Source organism: Bacillus sp. 01N45 (genome assembly GCF_056399205.1).
This window is the reverse complement of the sequence record NZ_JBFTQW010000019.1, coordinates 11,971-30,062: the sequence shown is the minus strand read 5'-3', so window position 1 is coordinate 30,062 and position 18,092 is coordinate 11,971. Positions and strand designations below refer to the sequence as shown.

Sequence of the window (18,092 nt, the reverse complement as noted above, 5' to 3'; positions counted from 1 at the left end):
GCCACTTTATATTGTTACACATGTCAGTATGTCCAGTACCCTCATTATGTAAAACGAGCGCCCAACGAAAGGGAGAGGCATTCTCCCTCTCCACACTTCCATAAGCGACAAATAAAGCGGTTTATGCTTACATTTATTTTACGTTGAATCCTACCAACGGTAATGAGCAAATGCTTTGTTAGCTTCTGCCATTTTATGAGTGTCTTCACGTTTCTTAACAGATGCACCAGCATTGTTAGCTGCATCTAAGATTTCGTAAGCTAGACGCTCTTCCATAGTTTTTTCACCACGAAGACGAGCATAGTTTACTAACCAGCGAAGACCTAAAGTTGTACGGCGTTCTGGACGAACCTCAACTGGAACTTGGTAGTTAGCACCACCAACACGACGAGCACGTACTTCAAGAACAGGCATGATGTTCTTAAGAGCTTGCTCGAATACTTCCATAGGGTCTTTATCTGAACGTTCACGAACGATATCGAAAGCGTTATAAAGAATTGTTTGAGATTTACCTTTTTTACCGTCAACCATCATTTTGTTGATAAGGCGTGTTACTAGCTTAGACTTGTACATTGGATCTGGTAACACGTCACGTTTCGCAACAGGTCCTTTACGAGGCATATTGAGTTCCTCCTTTCATTATAAGTTTATTATTTTTTAGCAGGTTTTGGTCGCTTAGTACCATATTTAGAACGTCCTTGCATACGTTTGTCAACACCAGCTGTATCAAGCGCACCACGAACGATGTGGTAACGTACCCCTGGTAAATCCTTTACTCGACCACCGCGAATTAATACTACGCTATGCTCTTGTAGGTTATGACCGATACCTGGGATGTAAGCTGTAACCTCGATACCGTTTGTTAAACGTACACGAGCGTATTTACGTAACGCTGAGTTAGGTTTCTTTGGAGTCATTGTACCAACACGAGTACATACACCACGTTTTTGAGGTGCAGAGATATCAGTTGATTTTTTCTTTAAAGAGTTGAACCCTTTGTTTAACGCAGGTGATTTAGATTTCCATACTTTATCAGTACGACCATTTCTCACTAATTGGTTAATAGTAGGCATTTGATTATCCTCCCTTCGCATGTTTGTATGACCACATATCCAGGTGGTTCATTATTAGTTGAAAACAAAGTTTTTGCAAGGAAGAGCAAATGCTCTCTCCTCACAAAAACAGTTTTAACTTATTATTCCTATTGCTGAAGCTCCCACTTGAATCCCCGAAACTTTTCCAAGCTTACGAACTGATTCAACTTTGGTTATGGGTATGTTATGTTGCAAGGCGGTACGAATGATCATATGGGTTAACCGCATATCAGCATCTTCCGCAATAACAACTTCTTTAACTATACCATTTTTGATTGCCTCCAATGTGCGTTTATGACCAACGACTACATTTTCAGCATTTGACACTTTTTGATAAGACATATAAATATCCTCCAAAGCATCGTTCAGGAGCAACCTTGATTATAGTAACATTTTGACTCATACAATGTCAACTAGGATTAACTGTTTTTATACAAAATTTACGACGGAAAATTTTACTGTTCCACATAAACTTCATCGTTTTCTACATTCATGTCACCTTGTGTTGTTTTTACAAGATCCACTTTGCGATAACGATTCATACCTGTTCCAGCAGGAACAAGTTTACCGATAATAACATTTTCTTTCAATCCTAGAAGCTCATCGCGTTTACCCTTAATCGCTGCATCAGTTAAGACACGTGTCGTTTCTTGGAACGATGCTGCAGATAAGAATGAATCAGTTTCAAGTGAAGCTTTTGTAATACCAAGTAGAACAGGTCTAGCCGTTGCTGGTTGTTTACCTTTCAGTAACACCTTCGCATTCGCATCAGTAAACTGATGGATATCTAGTAGTGTTCCTGGTAATACATCTGTTTCACCCGCATCACTTACACGAACTTTACGTAACATTTGACGTACCATTACTTCTACGTGTTTGTCACCAATTTCTACCCCTTGCATACGGTATACTTTTTGAACTTCACGTAGTAAGTATTCTTGAACCGCCGTAATGTCCGTTACTTTTAGTAATTCTTTCGGATCAATAGAACCTTCTGTTAACTCTTTACCGTGGCTAATTGGCTGTCCTAGAGTTACTTTCAGACGTGCACCGTAAGGAATAGCATACGTACGAGCTTCAACTTCACCCTGTACAACTACTTCTTGGCGATCTTTAACATCGTTAATCGCTGCGATAACACCATCAATTTCACTGATAACTGCCTGACCTTTCGGGTTACGAGCTTCGAAGATCTCTTGGATACGAGGTAAACCTTGAGTGATATCATCTCCGGCAACCCCACCTGTATGGAACGTACGCATCGTTAACTGTGTACCTGGCTCACCGATAGATTGAGCTGCGATAATACCTACCGCTTCTCCTACTTCTACGTCTGTACCAGTTGCTAAGTTTCGACCGTAACACTTCTTACATACACCGTGGCGAGTGTTACACGTGAACGCTGAACGAATGTTTACAGTTTCAACACCCGAATTTTCAACGATATGCGCGATATCTTCAGTAATTAGTTGGTTTTCACTAACTAATACTTCACCTGTTTCAGGATGTTTTACAGTTTTTCTTGCAAAACGTCCAACAAGACGATCATATAATGACTCAATTACTTCATTACCCTCTTTAATCGCACCAATTAATAGACCACGATCTGTTCCACAATCATCTTCACGGACAATTACATCTTGTGCAACGTCTACAAGACGACGTGTTAAGTAACCAGAATCGGCAGTTTTAAGTGCTGTATCGGCAAGACCTTTACGCGCACCATGCGTAGAGATGAAGTACTCAAGTACTGTTAAACCTTCACGGAAACTTGATTTAATTGGAAGTTCGATAATACGACCAGATGGATTGGCCATCAGACCACGCATACCAGCAAGCTGAGTAAAGTTCGATGCGTTACCACGGGCACCTGAATCACTCATCATGAAGATTGGGTTGCGTTTATTCAAGGATTTCATCAGTTTTCCTTGGATAACATCTTTTGCATTACTCCAAATAGAGATAACGCGATCGTAACGTTCTTCTTCCGTGATTAAACCGCGACGGAATTGTTTAATTACATTATCTACTTTTGCTTGTGCTTCATGGAGAATTTCATCTTTTTCGCCTAATACAAGAATGTCAGATACCCCAACTGTAATACCAGCTTTTGTAGAGTACTTAAATCCTAAGTTTTTCATACGGTCAAGCATGCGAGATGTTTCCGTAATTTGGAAACGTTTGAATACTTCCGCAATGATGTTACCAAGAATCTTCTTGCTAAATGGCGCCACTTCTTCGCGACTAGCAATAATTTCTTTAATGTTCGCACCTTTTTCAACGAAATATTCCGCTGGTGTTTCTTTTTCAAGGTTTGAGTTTGTTGGTTCATTAATATAAGGGAACGACTCTGGTAAGATTTCGTTAAATATTAATTTACCAACTGTTGTTAATAGAAGCTTACTCTTTTGCTCTTCAGTAAACGTTACATTATTTACCGAACTTGCAGCAACTGCAACACGTGTGTGCAGATGTACATATCCATTTTGGTATGCAAGTATTGCTTCGTTTGCATCTTTGAAGACCATACCTTCACCGATTGCGCCTTCACGCTCAAGTGTTAAGTAGTAGTTACCTAATACCATATCCTGAGATGGAGTAACAACTGGTTTTCCGTCTTTTGGATTCAAGATGTTTTGTGCCGCTAACATAAGAATACGAGCTTCTGCTTGTGCCTCTGATGATAACGGTACGTGAACTGCCATTTGGTCACCGTCAAAGTCCGCGTTGTATGCAGTACATACAAGTGGGTGAAGACGAATTGCGCGACCTTCTACTAATGTAGGTTCAAACGCCTGGATACCAAGACGGTGAAGTGTTGGTGCGCGGTTTAGAAGTACTGGATGCTCTTTGATCACAGATTCTAAAACGTCCCAAACTTCAGGTTGTACACGCTCAATTTTACGTTTAGCACTCTTAATGTTGTGTGCTAAACCTTTTCCAACTAACTCTTTCATAACGAAAGGCTTAAACAATTCAAGCGCCATTTCTTTCGGTAATCCACATTGGTACATCTTTAAGTTCGGTCCTACAACGATTACAGAACGGCCAGAGTAGTCAACACGTTTACCTAATAAGTTTTGACGGAAACGTCCTTGTTTACCTTTAAGCATGTGAGATAGTGATTTTAATGGACGGTTACCTGGTCCAGTAACTGGACGGCCGCGGCGACCATTATCGATTAATGCGTCTACAGCTTCTTGTAACATACGTTTTTCGTTTTGAACGATGATGCTTGGTGCACCTAAGTCCAATAGACGTTTTAAACGATTATTACGGTTAATTACACGACGGTATAAGTCGTTTAAGTCAGAAGTAGCAAAACGTCCACCATCCAACTGTACCATTGGGCGTAGTTCTGGCGGGATAACTGGAAGAACATCTAGGATCATCCAAGATGGGTGATTTCCAGAGTTACGGAATGCTTCTAATACTTCTAGACGTTTAATAGCACGAGTACGGCGTTGTCCTTGCGCTGTTTTTAATTCTTCTTTTAAGAAGTCTACTTCTTTATCTAAATCGATGTCTTGTAGTAGCTTTTTAATCGCTTCCGCACCCATAGCAGCTTGGAATGTGCTACCATATCGATCACGATATGCACGGTATTCTTTTTCAGAAAGTAATTGCTTCTTATCAAGTGGTGTATCTCCACTTTCTGTTACAACATAAGAAGCGAAATAAATTACTTCTTCAAGCGCGCGAGGGGACATGTCTAAGACAAGTCCCATGCGGCTCGGGATACCTTTGAAATACCAAATATGAGATACAGGAGCAGCTAATTCGATATGACCCATACGTTCACGACGAACTTTTGCACGCGTTACTTCAACGCCACATCGATCACAAACTACACCTTTATAACGTACACGTTTGTATTTTCCGCAATGACATTCCCAGTCCTTTTGTGGTCCGAAAATACGCTCACAGAACAAGCCATCTTTTTCAGGCTTTAACGTACGATAGTTAATTGTTTCTGGTTTCTTAACTTCACCGTATGACCAAGAACGAATCTTGTCAGGTGAAGCAAGTCCAATCTTCATATATTCAAAGTTATTTACATCTATCAAGGGGCCTACCTCCCTTTTAGTCTACAGGTTATCCCAATTATTCTTTAGTTGTCTCAACTTCGACATTCAATTTATCTGCTGATTGATGATCATCGTCATCTTCTGTATCACGCATTTCAATTTCTTTATCGTCGCTAGACATCATTTTAACGTCCATACCTAAACTTTGCAGCTCTTTAATCAATACTTTGAATGATTCAGGAACGCCTGGTTCTGGAACATTTTCACCTTTAACAATTGCTTCATACGTCTTAACACGTCCAACAACATCATCAGACTTCACTGTTAAGATTTCTTGAAGAGTATAAGCAGCACCGTAAGCTTCAAGTGCCCAAACCTCCATCTCACCGAAACGCTGTCCACCGAACTGAGCTTTACCTCCAAGAGGCTGCTGCGTTACAAGTGAGTATGGTCCAGTAGAACGAGCATGAAGTTTATCGTCAACCATGTGCGCAAGTTTGATCATATACATGACACCAACAGATACGCGGTTATCGAATGGTTCACCAGTACGTCCGTCATACAGGATTGTTTTCGCGTCATTTGCCATACCAGCTTCTTCAATCGTGCCCCAAACATCTTCCTCACGAGCACCATCGAATACTGGTGTTGCAATGTGAATACCAAGGTATCTTGCTGCCATACCAAGATGAAGCTCTAATACCTGACCGATATTCATACGAGATGGTACCCCTAATGGGTTTAACATGATATCGATTGGCGTACCGTCTGGTAAGTAAGGCATATCTTCTTCTGGTAAAATACGAGAGATAACACCTTTGTTACCGTGACGTCCGGCCATCTTGTCACCTTCAGAGATTTTACGTTTTTGAACGATATATGCACGTACAAGTTGATTCACGCCTGGTGGCAATTCATCGCCATCTTCACGGTTGAATACTTTTACGTCTAAGATAATACCGCCACCACCGTGTGGTACACGTAGTGATGTATCACGTACTTCACGTGCTTTTTCTCCAAAGATAGCATGTAATAGACGTTCTTCAGCTGTTAATTCTGTTACACCTTTAGGTGTTACTTTACCAACAAGTAAATCTCCATCTTTTACTTCCGCACCAACGCGAATGATACCGCGCTCGTCAAGGTTGCGTAATGCATCTTCCCCAACGTTTGGAATGTCACGTGTAATTTCTTCTGGTCCAAGCTTCGTATCACGAGCTTCTGACTCATATTCTTCAATATGAATAGAAGTGTACACATCATCTTTTACAAGGCGCTCACTCATAATGATCGCATCCTCGTAGTTATAACCGTCCCAAGTCATGAAGCCAACAAGCACGTTACGTCCAAGTGCTAGTTCACCTAATTCCATAGAAGGACCATCCGCAAGAATCTCACCTTTTACAACTTCATTTCCAACACTTACGATTGGACGTTGGTTGTAGCAAGTTCCTTGGTTAGAACGAATGAATTTTTGCATTTTGTAACGATCTAAGTCGCCTTTTACTGTTTGACCGTCAACTTCTACATAGCGACGTACCCAAACTTCACGTGCTTCTACGCGTTCAACAACACCAGGATGTTTACAGATTACTGCAGCACCTGAGTCTTTTGCTGATACGTACTCCATACCTGTACCTACAATCGGAGATTCCGGATTCATTAACGGAACCGCCTGACGTTGCATGTTCGCTCCCATAAGTGCGCGGTTAGAGTCATCGTTTTCTAAGAACGGAATACAAGCTGTCGCTGCCGACACTACTTGTTTTGGAGATACATCCATGTAGTCGATGCGTTCTTTATTTGTGACAATGTTTTCACCACGGAAACGAGCTACGATATCTTCGCTAAGGAATTCTCCTTCTTCAGATAATTTCATATTCGCTTGGGCTACAACATAATTATCTTCTTCATCTGCTGTTAAGTAATCAACCTGCCCTGTTACAAGACCAGATTCTGGATCAACACGACGGTATGGTGTTTCAATGAAACCAAACTCATTTACTTTCGCGAACGATGATAATGAGTTAATCAAACCGATGTTTGGTCCCTCTGGCGTTTCAATCGGACACATACGACCATAGTGAGAGTAGTGAACGTCACGTACTTCAAAGCCTGCGCGCTCACGCGTTAAACCACCGGGTCCTAATGCAGATAGTCTTCGTTTGTGAGTTAACTCTGCTAATGGGTTTGTTTGATCCATGAACTGAGATAACTGAGAACTTCCGAAGAACTCTTTAATAGATGCAATAACCGGGCGAATGTTAATTAACGCTTGTGGTGTAATTGCATTTGTATCTTGAATCGACATTCTCTCACGAACAACACGTTCCATACGAGAAAGACCGATACGGAATTGATTTTGTAATAGTTCTCCAACAGAACGCAGACGACGGTTTCCTAAATGGTCGATATCATCTGTATCCCCCACTTTGTATAGTAGGTTGAAGAAGTAACTGATAGAAGCAAGGATATCACCTGGTGTGATGTGTTTTACATCACGAGTAATATTTGCATTACCAATTACATTAATTACGCGTTCGCCTTCTGACTCAGGAGCATAAATCTTAATAGATTGCAGCTCAACATCGCCTTCTACCACTCCACCCATTGGTTTCGCTGTTTTGAATCCAATGTTTTTCTCTAAGTAAGGTAAAATGCGATCAAGTGTACGACGATCTAAGATTGTTCCTTCCGCCGCTAAAATTTCACCAGTTTCTGGATCCACTAATGTTTCAGCTAAACGTTGATTAAACAATCTGTTTTTAATGTGTAACTTCTTGTTGATCTTATAGCGACCTACATTTGCTAAATCGTAGCGCTTTGGATCGAAGAAACGAGACACAAGTAAGCTCTTAGCATTTTCTACTGTTGGTGGTTCACCAGGACGTAGACGCTCATAAATTTCAAGCAATGCTTTTTCTGTGCTATCTGTGTTGTCTTTTTCTAATGTGTTGCTTAAGTATTCGTTATCACCTAAAAGCTCGGTGATTTCTTGATCAGAGCCAAACCCTAATGCGCGTAACAAAACAGTTACAGGAAGTTTACGCGTACGGTCAATACGCACATATACAACATCCTTAGCATCTGTCTCATACTCTAACCAAGCTCCGCGGTTTGGAATTACAGTAGCAGTAAAACCACGTTTTCCGTTTTTATCCACTTTGCCACTATAGTATACGCTTGGAGAGCGAACTAACTGGGAAACGATAACACGTTCTGCACCGTTAATTACGAATGTTCCAGTCTCTGTCATGAGTGGGAAATCTCCCATGAACACATCTTGTTCTTTTACTTCACCAGTTTCCTTGTTGATTAGACGCACTTTTACACGAAGTGGTGCTGCATACGTCACATCACGCTCTTTGCATTCGTCTACAGAGTATTTAGGTTCACCTAAGCTGTAGTCGATAAATTCAAGCGATAGATTTCCCGTAAAGTCTTCGATCGGAGAAATGTCCTGGAACATTTCTCGCAAACCCTCATCAAGAAACCACTGATAAGAAGAGGTTTGAATTTCGATAAGATTTGGTAACTCTAATACTTCACTAATACGGGCATAACTTCTTCGTTGGCGGTGGCGTCCGTATTGAACTAGTTGACCTGTCAACTGCTTCACCCCTCAAATCATGAGTATTATAAATGCACAAAAAAATTTGTGCAAAATCACAAATAAATACAACTACTGCTATTAGCGTAGTTTTTTCTCTTAAAGATAAATACGTTGAGTCTTTCTACCTGCTCAAAAAAGAAAAATGGCTTCTATAAGAAAACCATCATTCTGTTTCATAATCTGCTGATTTTACTATCTTTTCCAAGAGAAACAAAAATATACATCTTTCTCAACGCAGAAAATCATATATTGGCATTGTATAATGTTAACATAGCCAAAAATAACCGTCAACGTTTTTTTGATTTTATGATATAATATCCTTTTTTCTTTTCTACAACTTCGACTTCAGAAAATACTTCCTCTAGTTTCTTCAGTGCAGATGGTGCACCTTGCTTCTTTTGAATAACAATCCACAACTCTCCACCTGGAACTAAATACTCTACAGCCTTTTCTAAAATCTCATGCACGATATCTTTACCTGCACGAATTGGAGGATTAGATAGAATAGCAGCATACATACCATCTACATTTTCATAGACGCTACTTTGAAAAATGCGTACATTTCCAATTCTATTGTTAGCGGCATTTTCTTTCGCAAGCTCAAGCGCCCTTTCATTCACATCCACCATGTGAACTTTACGGTCTTGAAACTCTTTCGCCAACGATAAACCAATTGGTCCATATCCACAACCTACGTCTAATATATCACCTTTAATATCTGGCACTTGAAACGCTTCAATTAAAAGACGAGAACCAAAGTCCACTTCGTTTTTCGAGAACACCCCACGGTCAGATAAGAAAGTAAATTGAGATCCACGAAGTGTAAATTCCCATCGTTTACGATCACTTTTACTAGAAGGGTCGTTAGAAAAATAATGGTCTGCCATATGGCCACCTCTTTTCTTTACAGTTAAAAAAAAAGCTCGCATGAGAGCGAGCTTTTTTTAAAGCATCAAAAGTTAATTACTTAACTTCTACAGCAGCGCCAACTTCTTCAAGTTTAGCTTTCATTTCTTCAGCTTCCTCTTTAGAAACGCCTTCTTTGATTGCTTTTGGAGTGTTGTCAACTAATTCTTTAGCTTCTTTTAAGCCAAGACCAGTGATTTCACGTACAGCTTTGATAACTTTGATTTTTTGAGCGCCAGCACTTGCAAGTACTACGTCAAATTCAGTTTTCTCAGCAGCAGCTTCACCAGCGCCACCAGCTACAGCTACAGGAGCAGCAGCAGTTACGCCGAATTCTTCCTCGATAGCTTTTACTAAGTCGTTAAGTTCTAATACAGTCATAGATTTAACTGCTTCAATGATTTGTTCTTTAGTCATTGTAAATATCCTCCCTTAAATAGGTTTGTATTGTTTTATAGATAACAAGTAATTATCTTTTAAAAAATTAAGCGCCTTGCTCTTCCTTTTGTTCTGCAACTGCTTTAGTAGCAAGTGCAAGGTTACGGATTGGAGCTTGAAGAACGCTAAGAAGCATAGAAAGTAAGCCTTCACGTGATGGAAGAGTAGCGATAGCTTTAACCTCATCAAGTGTTACAAGTTTACCTTCGATTACACCAGCTTTAATTTCTAAAGCTTCATGTTTTGTAGCGAAGTCGTTTAATACTTTCGCAGGAGCAACTACATCCTCGTTACTGAACGCGATTGCGTTTGGTCCTGTTAAGAATTCGTTTAACTCAGCCATTTCAGCAGACTCTGCAGCACGACGAGTTAAAGAGTTTTTGTAAACTTTGAACTCAACGCCAGCTTCACGTAAGTTTTTACGTAATTCTGTTACTTCAGAAACTGTTAAACCACGGTAGTCAACAACGATTGTAGATTTACTTTCGCGAAGTTTGTCCGCGATTTCAGTTACAACTTGTTGTTTAGTTTCGATTACTTTGCTCATGTTATTACACCTCCTGTAGATTATATAGAAGATGTACCGAAAGTGCACTAAAAACCTCCATGCCCAACTTGTAGACATGGAGGCATATAGTCACAGAAAAAAATTCCGTTTCGTATATTAACACCTAGGTAGGAAATTAAGTCTATTGACACCTACTGTCTACGGTACACTAATTAAATTCACAACATAAATGATTATATAAAAACTTCTTTATGAAGTCAACTTCCAAATTTTACGCTAATGTAGAAACGTCTACACGTACGCCAGGTCCCATTGTAGAAGCAACTGTTACGTTCTTCATGTAAGTACCTTTTGCAGCAGCTGGCTTAACTTTTTGTAAAGTGTCAGCAATTGTTCCGAAGTTTTCTACTAATTTAGCATCTTCGAAAGATACTTTACCGATTGGAACGTGGATGTTACCAGCTTTATCAACGCGGTATTCAACTTTACCAGCTTTGATTTCGTTAACAGCTTTAGTTACATCGAAAGTAACTGTTCCAGTTTTAGGGTTTGGCATTAAACCTTTAGGTCCTAATACGCGACCAAGTTTACCAACTTCACCCATCATGTCAGGAGTTGCTACTACTACATCGAAATCGAACCAACCTTGTTGGATTTTACCGATGTAATCAGCATCGCCTACGAAGTCAGCTCCAGCAGCTTCAGCTTCTTTAGCCTTTTCACCTTTAGCGAATACTAATACACGTTGTACTTTACCAGTACCGTGTGGAAGAACAACTGCACCACGGATTTGTTGGTCAGCTTTCTTAGGGTCAACACCTAAACGGAATGCAACTTCTACAGTCGCATCAAATTTAGCTGTGTTTGTTTTCTTTACTAATTCTACTGCTTCTGTTRCAGAGTAAGCAGTTGCACGATCAACAAGCTTTGCAGCTTCTACGTACTTTTTACCTCTTTTAGCCATTTTTATTTCCTCCTCGAATGTGGTTTTAGCGGAATAACCTCCCACGTTTACGCTTATTTTCAGGTATAACCTGAGGATGCGCGCCATCCATTTATTTAAAAACGATAATCATTTACGATAATAAAGGTTGCGAATTGGAATTCCAGACCCGCAACCTTTTTAAAAAAAACAAATCGAATTAGTCTTCGATAACGATGCCCATACTGCGTGCAGTACCTTCAACCATACGCATTGCAGCTTCTACACTAGCAGCGTTTAGGTCAGGCATTTTAGTTTCAGCGATTTCGCGTACTTTATCACGCTTAACAGTTGCCACTTTATTACGGTTTGGTTCACCAGAACCAGACTCAATACCAGCTACTTTCTTAAGAAGAACAGCAGCAGGAGGAGTTTTAGTAATGAAAGTGAATGAACGGTCCTCAAATACCGTAATTTCAACAGGGATGATAAGACCAGCTTGATCAGCTGTACGAGCGTTAAACTCTTTACAGAAGCCCATGATGTTAACACCTGCTTGTCCTAATGCTGGACCAACTGGTGGAGCTGGGTTAGCTTTACCTGCAGGAATTTGAAGCTTTACCATTTTAATTACCTTTTTAGCCACGAGACACACCTCCTTAAGTCCGTGATGTGGTCAATTGGACAGTGATTTGCCCTCCCACGTCATATTTTATCTGTAAGGATAAAATCTTTCAAAAAACGTCTCCGATAACGAAGACGTACTGACTTAAAAGATATTATCACTTTTTACAATTCATTTCAAGTTTCATTTTATAATTTTTCAATTTGATGGAAGTCAAGCTCAACTGGAGTCTCGCGACCAAACATGTCCACAAGCACGCTAACCTTTTTCTTCTCCACATCAATTTCTTCAATAGCACCTGTATAATCTGCGAATGGCCCCTCATTTACACGCACTGTCTCATGAAGTTCAAAGTCGAAATCAACCACTTCGTTGTCCATTCCCATATGCTTCATAATGGTAACCACTTCCTCTTCTAATAGAGGTGATGGTTTAGATCCAGAACCAGAAGAACCAACGAACCCAGTTACACCTGGCGTGTTACGTACAACATACCAAGAGTCATCAGTCATGATTAATTCTACTAATACATAACCTGGGAACACTTTTCTTTTCATTAATTTTTCTTTACCGTTTTTCATTTCTACTTCTACTTCTTCCGGGACAACAACACGGAAAATTTTATCTTGCATACCCATTGATTCTACACGTTTCTCTAGGTTTGCTTTTACTTTATTTTCATATCCAGAATAAGTATGGACAACATACCAACTTTTTTCCATTCATTTAGGACGAGCGTCCTTCCCTCCCTGACGTACATTTTTTTGCGCAAATGAAAAAACCCGTTCACCGGGCCTTTACACAGTTCTTATAAATAACATTATATCATGGATAAGTGCTTCTTATTCAAGAATTAACCAAGAATTAACCGAATTAAAGAAGAAATGCCCATATCAACCACTGCGAAGAAAATCGCAAAGAAGACAACTGTAGCGATAACAGTCGCTGTTGAACGGAGTAATTCATCTTTTTTAGGCCAACTTACTTTTTTCATTTCGCGACCTACATCGCCGAAAAAGTTCGTTAAACGCATCTACGGGACCTCCAGTGTATTATTTCAATTATTTATTTTGTTTCCTTGTGAACTGTATGCTGATTGCATGTTTTACAAAACTTCTTTATTTCAAGTCGCTCTACTGAGCTCGTATCTTTCATCGTAGAGTAGTTTCGATTTTTACACTCTTCACATGAGAGTACAACTTTTTTCCTCATTAGTTACACCAACCTTGTAACATTATGTCCCTAAAAATGTATCATACAACAAAAGACAATGTCAATGACATGCCTTTTGCACTCTCTACAAAAAGAAAACAGGTGATTTTTTACACCTGTAGCATTTGTTATGAATTTAAAGTGGTACTCTCTCTCATTTCCATATATCGTTCCAATTTCCGCTTCACCCTCTGTAAAGCGTTATCAATAGATTTCACATGTCTATTTAACTGTTCCGAAATCTCTTGATAAGAACGACCATCTAGATATAAAGAAAGCACTTTTCTTTCTAAATCGCTTAATAATTCAGATATTTTAGATTCTATGTCTGTATATTCTTCCTGACTTATAATCATTTCTTCAGGATCCGTTACCTTCGCTTCCGAAATAACATCTAATAATGTCCGATCAGATTCCTCATCATAAATCGGCTTATCTAAAGACACATATGAATTTAACGGAATATGTTTTTGCCTTGTTGCTGTTTTAATAGCGGTAATAATTTGCCGAGTGATACACAGTTCAGCAAATGCTTTGAATGAAGACAGCTTGTCCTCTTTATAATCACGAATCGCTTTAAACAATCCAATCATACCTTCTTGAACAATATCTTCTCGATCGGCACCCACTAAGAAATAAGATCTCGATTTCGCGCGAACAAAGTTCTTATATTTGTGAATCAAATATTCTAGAGCGTCAGTATTACCTTTTCGAACTAACTCAACGATTGCCTCATCCTCTAAATCACGAAATGTAACGTCGCCTACACTTACGAAGCCTGCTTCCACCTTGATCCCTCCGACCGCTATTTATTTAGCAATATTATACAGTAAAAAGATAAAGAGCGTCAATGCTTCAACGCTCTCCTCTTCTTAATTTTTCTAATTTTTCTGTAATATCTTTACTAAATATCTTTCGCATGGCGGGTTGCTTTTCTTTTGTGTCTTGTGTACGCCTTCTTACTTGTTGCTCCATCGCTTGTACTTCCAACTCCAATTCACGTGCAGATTTCCGAAGAGCACCTTGCGCAAATATAACCCATTGTTCCGTATAATCAGAAGTCGCAACATATATTTGCGTATTTATATTTCTAAGCTCAATCGCAAGCTGCTCTATCTTTTCATCTGCAGTTTGATTCTTCCTCGTGAATATGACTTCCACACGCGATTGTTTCATCTTTTTTTCAATACCTTGGACTGTATAAGCATCAAAAACTATCATTACCTTTGTACCTGTGTATCCTTGGTAATCCGCCATCTTATCAATCAGTGCATCTCTTGATGATTGCAAATCTACATCCCGTAGTTTCTTCAAGTCTCCCCAAGCTCCGATAATGTTGTAACCGTCAACGATTAAAATATCGTTCATTTTTTATTTACCAATTTCGTGACGCTTACGATATACCTCATACATTAACAAACTTGCGGCTACTGAAGCATTTAAGGATGTAACTTTACCGACCATCGGTAAAGTAATTAAGAAATCACATTTTTCACCAATAATACGACTCATACCTTTTCCTTCACTTCCAATTACTAATCCAATTGGCATTTTACCATCTAAATTACGGTAATCCGTTTTCCCTTTTGCATCTGTACCAGCAATCCAAAGTCCACGTTCTTTTAATTCATCGATTGTACGAGATAAATTCGTTACACGTGCAACAGGAATATATTCAATTGCTCCAGTCGATGCTTTCGCAACTGATGCAGTAAGTCCCACAGCTCTTCTTTTCGGAATAATAATTCCATGAGCTCCTGTTGCATCCGCAGTACGCATAATAGAACCTAGGTTATGCGGGTCTTCGATTTCATCTAAAATTAAGAAGAACGGATCTTCGTTACGCTTCTCTGCCACTTTAAATAGATCTTCTAGCTCAGCATATTGATATGCAGCCACTTGAGCAATTACACCTTGATGGTTCCCCTCAACTAACTGGTCTAACTTCTTCTTTGGTGCATGTTGTAAAATAATCTTATTTTCTTTCGCTAGTGCTAGTACAATTTGTATTTGTCCTTTGGCAGCACCTTCCGCGATCCAAATTTTATTAATATCTCTTCCTGAGCGTAACGCTTCAATTACAGGGTTACGTCCGATAATATATTCACTACTCATGATGATGTGCCCCCTTCCTTTTCTTCTAAAACAGCAATTGCCTTATATACAATTTCGTCTAATCTTTCACGATTATTTAATAAGTGATGATAGCCAATTAGCGCTTCAAAGGCTGTACTATATCGATATGTTTGTACATCAGTATTTTTCGGGACAGTACCTGAATTTGCATTACGCCCTCTTCTTAGTACCGCCTCTTCTTCCTCTGTTAAAAATGCTGTCTCTAATAAATGATAAACAACTTTCGCCTGCGCTTTTGCCGAAACAAAGCTTGTCCCTAATCGATGCAATTGATTAGGACGAACTTTCCCTTTTTGAAGTAGGTGATAGCGGATATATTGTTCATATACCGCATCACCCATATATGCTAACGCTAAGCTGTTTAATTGCTTTGCATCAATCATTCTTATCCTCTTTTCCATCTTGTACCTTGAGCGGTATCTTCTAAAATAATATTACGGTCTTTTAAATCATCGCGAATTTGATCCGATAACGCAAAATCACGATTTTTACGAGCTTCAATGCGCTTTTGAATAAGTACCTCAATTTCTTCATCAAGCAACTCTTCTTGCGCTAATTCTAACCCTAAAATATCAAATAATGTTTCAAGTTGTTTTACGTATGCTTCAATTACAACTGTAGACGTATGTTCTTCCAGTAAATATTGATTTGCATGATTTGCTACATTATATAACTCAGTGATTGCATTAGCAGTGTTGAAGTCATCATTCATTGCTTCTTCAAATGCAGTCTGGAATTTTTCCAGTTCCGCTAACCATTTCTCATTATGATCTGTTAAATCAGTACTACTTTCCATACGGTGTTTTAAATTACCGTAAGCCGTTTTAATTCTTTCCAGTCCGTTATTTGTACTTTGTAGTAAATCTTCACTGAAATTAATTGGGTGACGGTAATGTACCGATAGCATAAAGAATCTAATTAGCTGTGGATCATATTGCTTAATGATATCGTGAACTAAAATGAAGTTCCCCAGTGACTTAGACATCTTCTCATTATTAATATTAATATATCCATTGTGCATCCAATAACGTGCAAATGTTTTTCCTGTTAATGCCTCAGACTGCGCAATTTCATTCTCATGATGAGGAAATGCCAAGTCTTGACCACCAGCATGAATATCGATTGTATCTCCTAAGTATTTACGCGCCATTGCTGAGCATTCAATATGCCAGCCTGGACGACCTTTCCCCCAAGGGCTTTCCCAGAAGATTTCTCCTTCTTTCGCAGCTTTCCATAGAGCAAAATCAAGAGGATCTTGTTTCTTTTCTCCTACTTCAATGCGTGCACCGTGACGTAAGTCGGCGATTGGTTGATGCGATAATTTACCGTATCCTTCAAATTCCTTCGTTCTAAAGTACACATCACCTTCTGATTCATATGCATATCCTTTATTCACAAGTTCTTGAATAAATTCAATAATGATATCCATATTTTCCGTTACACGCGGATGAACTGTTGCATGTTTGCAACCTAGTGCCGTTACATCTTCAAAATACGCTTCAACGAAACGGTCAGCAATTGTCGGCACATCTTCACCTAATTCATTTGCTGCTTTAATTAATTTATCATCTACGTCAGTAAAGTTAGATACATACTGCACATCATACCCTTTATATTCTAAATAACGGCGTACCGTATCAAATACCATAGGTGGTCTTGCATTCCCAATGTGAATATAGTTATAAACTGTAGGTCCACACACATACATCTTTACCTTATTTTCTTCTAATGGAGTAAACTCTTCCTTTTGACGCGTTAACGTATTATAAATGTGAATAGTCATTTTTATCCTTCCTTTCTACCTTTGCTTCAAGTTGTTTTTTCAATTTATCAAGTTCTACTTCCATGACCTTTAACTTATCAAAAATTGGGTCTGGAAGGTCAGAATGATTTAATTCTTGACCGATCTTTACTCCATTTTGAATAACGACTCGGCCAGGTATACCTACAACTGTAGAATGTGCAGGCACTTCTTTTAATACGACAGACCCTGCTCCAATTTTAGAATTCTCTCCAACTGTAATAGAACCTAGTACTTTAGCACCTGTTGCAATTAATACATTATCCTGAATTGTAGGGTGCCTCTTCCCCTTTTCTTTACCCGTACCACCTAATGTAACACCTTGATAGATCGTTACATTATCACCAATCTCGCACGTTTCTCCAATTACAACCCCCATTCCATGGTCTATGAAAAAACGACGACCAATTGTTGCTCCTGGATGAATCTCAATACCGGTAAAAAAACGACTAACTTGTGAGATCCAACGTGCAATAAAGAAGAAATTCTTTTTATAAAAAGCATGTGCAATTCGATGGGCCCAAACTGCATGTAATCCAGAGTAAGTCAAAATGACTTCGAAATAACTTCTTGCCGCTGGATCCTGTTCAAAAACGACTTCAATATCTTCCCGAAGCCTCTTAAACATCGACGCTCCCTCCCCTTTATGGGCTGCTTTTTCGAGTGAACTAACTCCCTTAACTCCCTACTTATCCCCCTAAATCTTTATACACGGGGATAAAACTTATACTCATACCCATTTTTACGGTATAAAAAAGACGCCTCTGTCATATTGACAGAGACGCCTTATAAGCGCGGTTCCACTCTGT

Annotated in this window: 19 protein-coding genes and 2 other annotated features (1 of these 21 running past the window's edge); all 19 genes read right to left on the bottom strand. The window is 39.2% G+C overall.

Annotation, left to right across the window (positions count from 1 at the left end):
- Positions 1 to 150 precede the first annotated feature (150 nt).
- The 19 genes from rpsG to cysE all read right to left on the bottom strand — a co-directional run bounded on the left by rpsG (position 151) and on the right by cysE (position 17,911).
- The gene (gene rpsG, locus AC1DMU_RS27505; RefSeq protein WP_001137489.1) at positions 151 to 621 is read right to left on the bottom strand and encodes a 30S ribosomal protein S7; all 471 of its coding nucleotides are present in this window, start codon (positions 619 to 621) and stop codon (positions 151 to 153) included.
- Between the two features lie 29 nt (positions 622 to 650).
- A complete protein-coding gene (gene rpsL / locus AC1DMU_RS27500; RefSeq protein ID WP_001142341.1) occupies positions 651 to 1,073 on the bottom strand; it encodes a 30S ribosomal protein S12 in 423 nt (140 codons plus the stop codon).
- Positions 1,074 to 1,187: 114 nt separating this feature from the next.
- Positions 1,188 to 1,436: a 50S ribosomal protein L7ae-like protein gene (locus AC1DMU_RS27495; RefSeq protein ID WP_000121828.1), complete on the bottom strand. Its 249-nt coding sequence runs from the start codon at positions 1,434 to 1,436 to the stop codon at positions 1,188 to 1,190.
- A gap of 113 nt (positions 1,437 to 1,549) precedes the next feature.
- Positions 1,550 to 5,161: a DNA-directed RNA polymerase subunit beta' gene (rpoC, locus tag AC1DMU_RS27490; protein ID WP_000567950.1), complete on the bottom strand. Its 3,612-nt coding sequence runs from the start codon at positions 5,159 to 5,161 to the stop codon at positions 1,550 to 1,552.
- 37 nt (positions 5,162 to 5,198) lie between these two features.
- On the bottom strand, positions 5,199 to 8,732 hold the full coding sequence (gene rpoB, locus AC1DMU_RS27485; RefSeq protein WP_000147550.1) for a DNA-directed RNA polymerase subunit beta: 3,534 nt from the start codon (positions 8,730 to 8,732) through the stop codon (positions 5,199 to 5,201).
- A gap of 290 nt (positions 8,733 to 9,022) precedes the next feature.
- Positions 9,023 to 9,622: a class I SAM-dependent methyltransferase gene (locus AC1DMU_RS27480; protein ID WP_048543031.1), complete on the bottom strand. Its 600-nt coding sequence runs from the start codon at positions 9,620 to 9,622 to the stop codon at positions 9,023 to 9,025.
- A gap of 76 nt (positions 9,623 to 9,698) precedes the next feature.
- Complete coding sequence (gene rplL, locus AC1DMU_RS27475; RefSeq protein WP_000159737.1) at positions 9,699 to 10,058, bottom strand: 50S ribosomal protein L7/L12; 360 nt, start codon at positions 10,056 to 10,058, stop codon at positions 9,699 to 9,701.
- A 67-nt stretch (positions 10,059 to 10,125) separates the two neighbouring features.
- The gene (rplJ, locus tag AC1DMU_RS27470; protein WP_000048721.1) at positions 10,126 to 10,626 is read right to left on the bottom strand and encodes a 50S ribosomal protein L10; all 501 of its coding nucleotides are present in this window, start codon (positions 10,624 to 10,626) and stop codon (positions 10,126 to 10,128) included.
- A gap of 39 nt (positions 10,627 to 10,665) precedes the next feature.
- Positions 10,666 to 10,809, bottom strand: a sequence feature (ribosomal protein L10 leader region).
- 49 nt (positions 10,810 to 10,858) lie between these two features.
- The gene (rplA, locus tag AC1DMU_RS27465; RefSeq protein WP_476941653.1) at positions 10,859 to 11,551 is read right to left on the bottom strand and encodes a 50S ribosomal protein L1; all 693 of its coding nucleotides are present in this window, start codon (positions 11,549 to 11,551) and stop codon (positions 10,859 to 10,861) included.
- Between the two features lie 178 nt (positions 11,552 to 11,729).
- Positions 11,730 to 12,155 carry a 50S ribosomal protein L11 gene (gene rplK / locus AC1DMU_RS27460; RefSeq protein ID WP_001085872.1) on the bottom strand — a complete coding sequence of 142 codons (426 nt, stop codon included), beginning with the start codon at positions 12,153 to 12,155 and terminating at the stop codon, positions 11,730 to 11,732.
- A 167-nt stretch (positions 12,156 to 12,322) separates the two neighbouring features.
- The gene (nusG, locus tag AC1DMU_RS27455; protein ID WP_000415794.1) at positions 12,323 to 12,856 is read right to left on the bottom strand and encodes a transcription termination/antitermination protein NusG; all 534 of its coding nucleotides are present in this window, start codon (positions 12,854 to 12,856) and stop codon (positions 12,323 to 12,325) included.
- Positions 12,857 to 12,987: 131 nt separating this feature from the next.
- Positions 12,988 to 13,167: a preprotein translocase subunit SecE gene (gene secE, locus AC1DMU_RS27450; protein WP_001241321.1), complete on the bottom strand. Its 180-nt coding sequence runs from the start codon at positions 13,165 to 13,167 to the stop codon at positions 12,988 to 12,990.
- Between the two features lie 32 nt (positions 13,168 to 13,199).
- A complete protein-coding gene (gene rpmG / locus AC1DMU_RS27445; protein WP_002070160.1) occupies positions 13,200 to 13,346 on the bottom strand; it encodes a 50S ribosomal protein L33 in 147 nt (48 codons plus the stop codon).
- 128 nt (positions 13,347 to 13,474) lie between these two features.
- Complete coding sequence (locus AC1DMU_RS27440; RefSeq protein WP_000387198.1) at positions 13,475 to 14,134, bottom strand: RNA polymerase factor sigma-70; 660 nt, start codon at positions 14,132 to 14,134, stop codon at positions 13,475 to 13,477.
- Between the two features lie 67 nt (positions 14,135 to 14,201).
- Positions 14,202 to 14,714: an NYN domain-containing protein gene (locus AC1DMU_RS27435; RefSeq protein ID WP_000997888.1), complete on the bottom strand. Its 513-nt coding sequence runs from the start codon at positions 14,712 to 14,714 to the stop codon at positions 14,202 to 14,204.
- A 3-nt stretch (positions 14,715 to 14,717) separates the two neighbouring features.
- Entirely contained in the window at positions 14,718 to 15,461 is a 744-nt protein-coding gene (gene rlmB, locus AC1DMU_RS27430) for a 23S rRNA (guanosine(2251)-2'-O)-methyltransferase RlmB (protein WP_000093757.1), read from the bottom strand.
- Entirely contained in the window at positions 15,458 to 15,865 is a 408-nt protein-coding gene (locus tag AC1DMU_RS27425; protein ID WP_000564263.1) for a Mini-ribonuclease 3, read from the bottom strand. Before AC1DMU_RS27425 ends, rlmB begins: the two co-directional genes overlap by 4 nt.
- A gap of 2 nt (positions 15,866 to 15,867) precedes the next feature.
- Entirely contained in the window at positions 15,868 to 17,265 is a 1,398-nt protein-coding gene (cysS, locus tag AC1DMU_RS27420; RefSeq protein ID WP_000152265.1) for a cysteine--tRNA ligase, read from the bottom strand.
- Positions 17,246 to 17,911 carry a serine O-acetyltransferase gene (gene cysE, locus AC1DMU_RS27415; RefSeq protein ID WP_088061478.1) on the bottom strand — a complete coding sequence of 222 codons (666 nt, stop codon included), beginning with the start codon at positions 17,909 to 17,911 and terminating at the stop codon, positions 17,246 to 17,248. The genes cysS and cysE overlap by 20 nt, the downstream gene beginning before the upstream one ends.
- A 146-nt stretch (positions 17,912 to 18,057) precedes the next feature.
- Positions 18,058 to 18,092: a binding site (T-box leader), on the bottom strand (it continues 212 nt past the right edge of the window).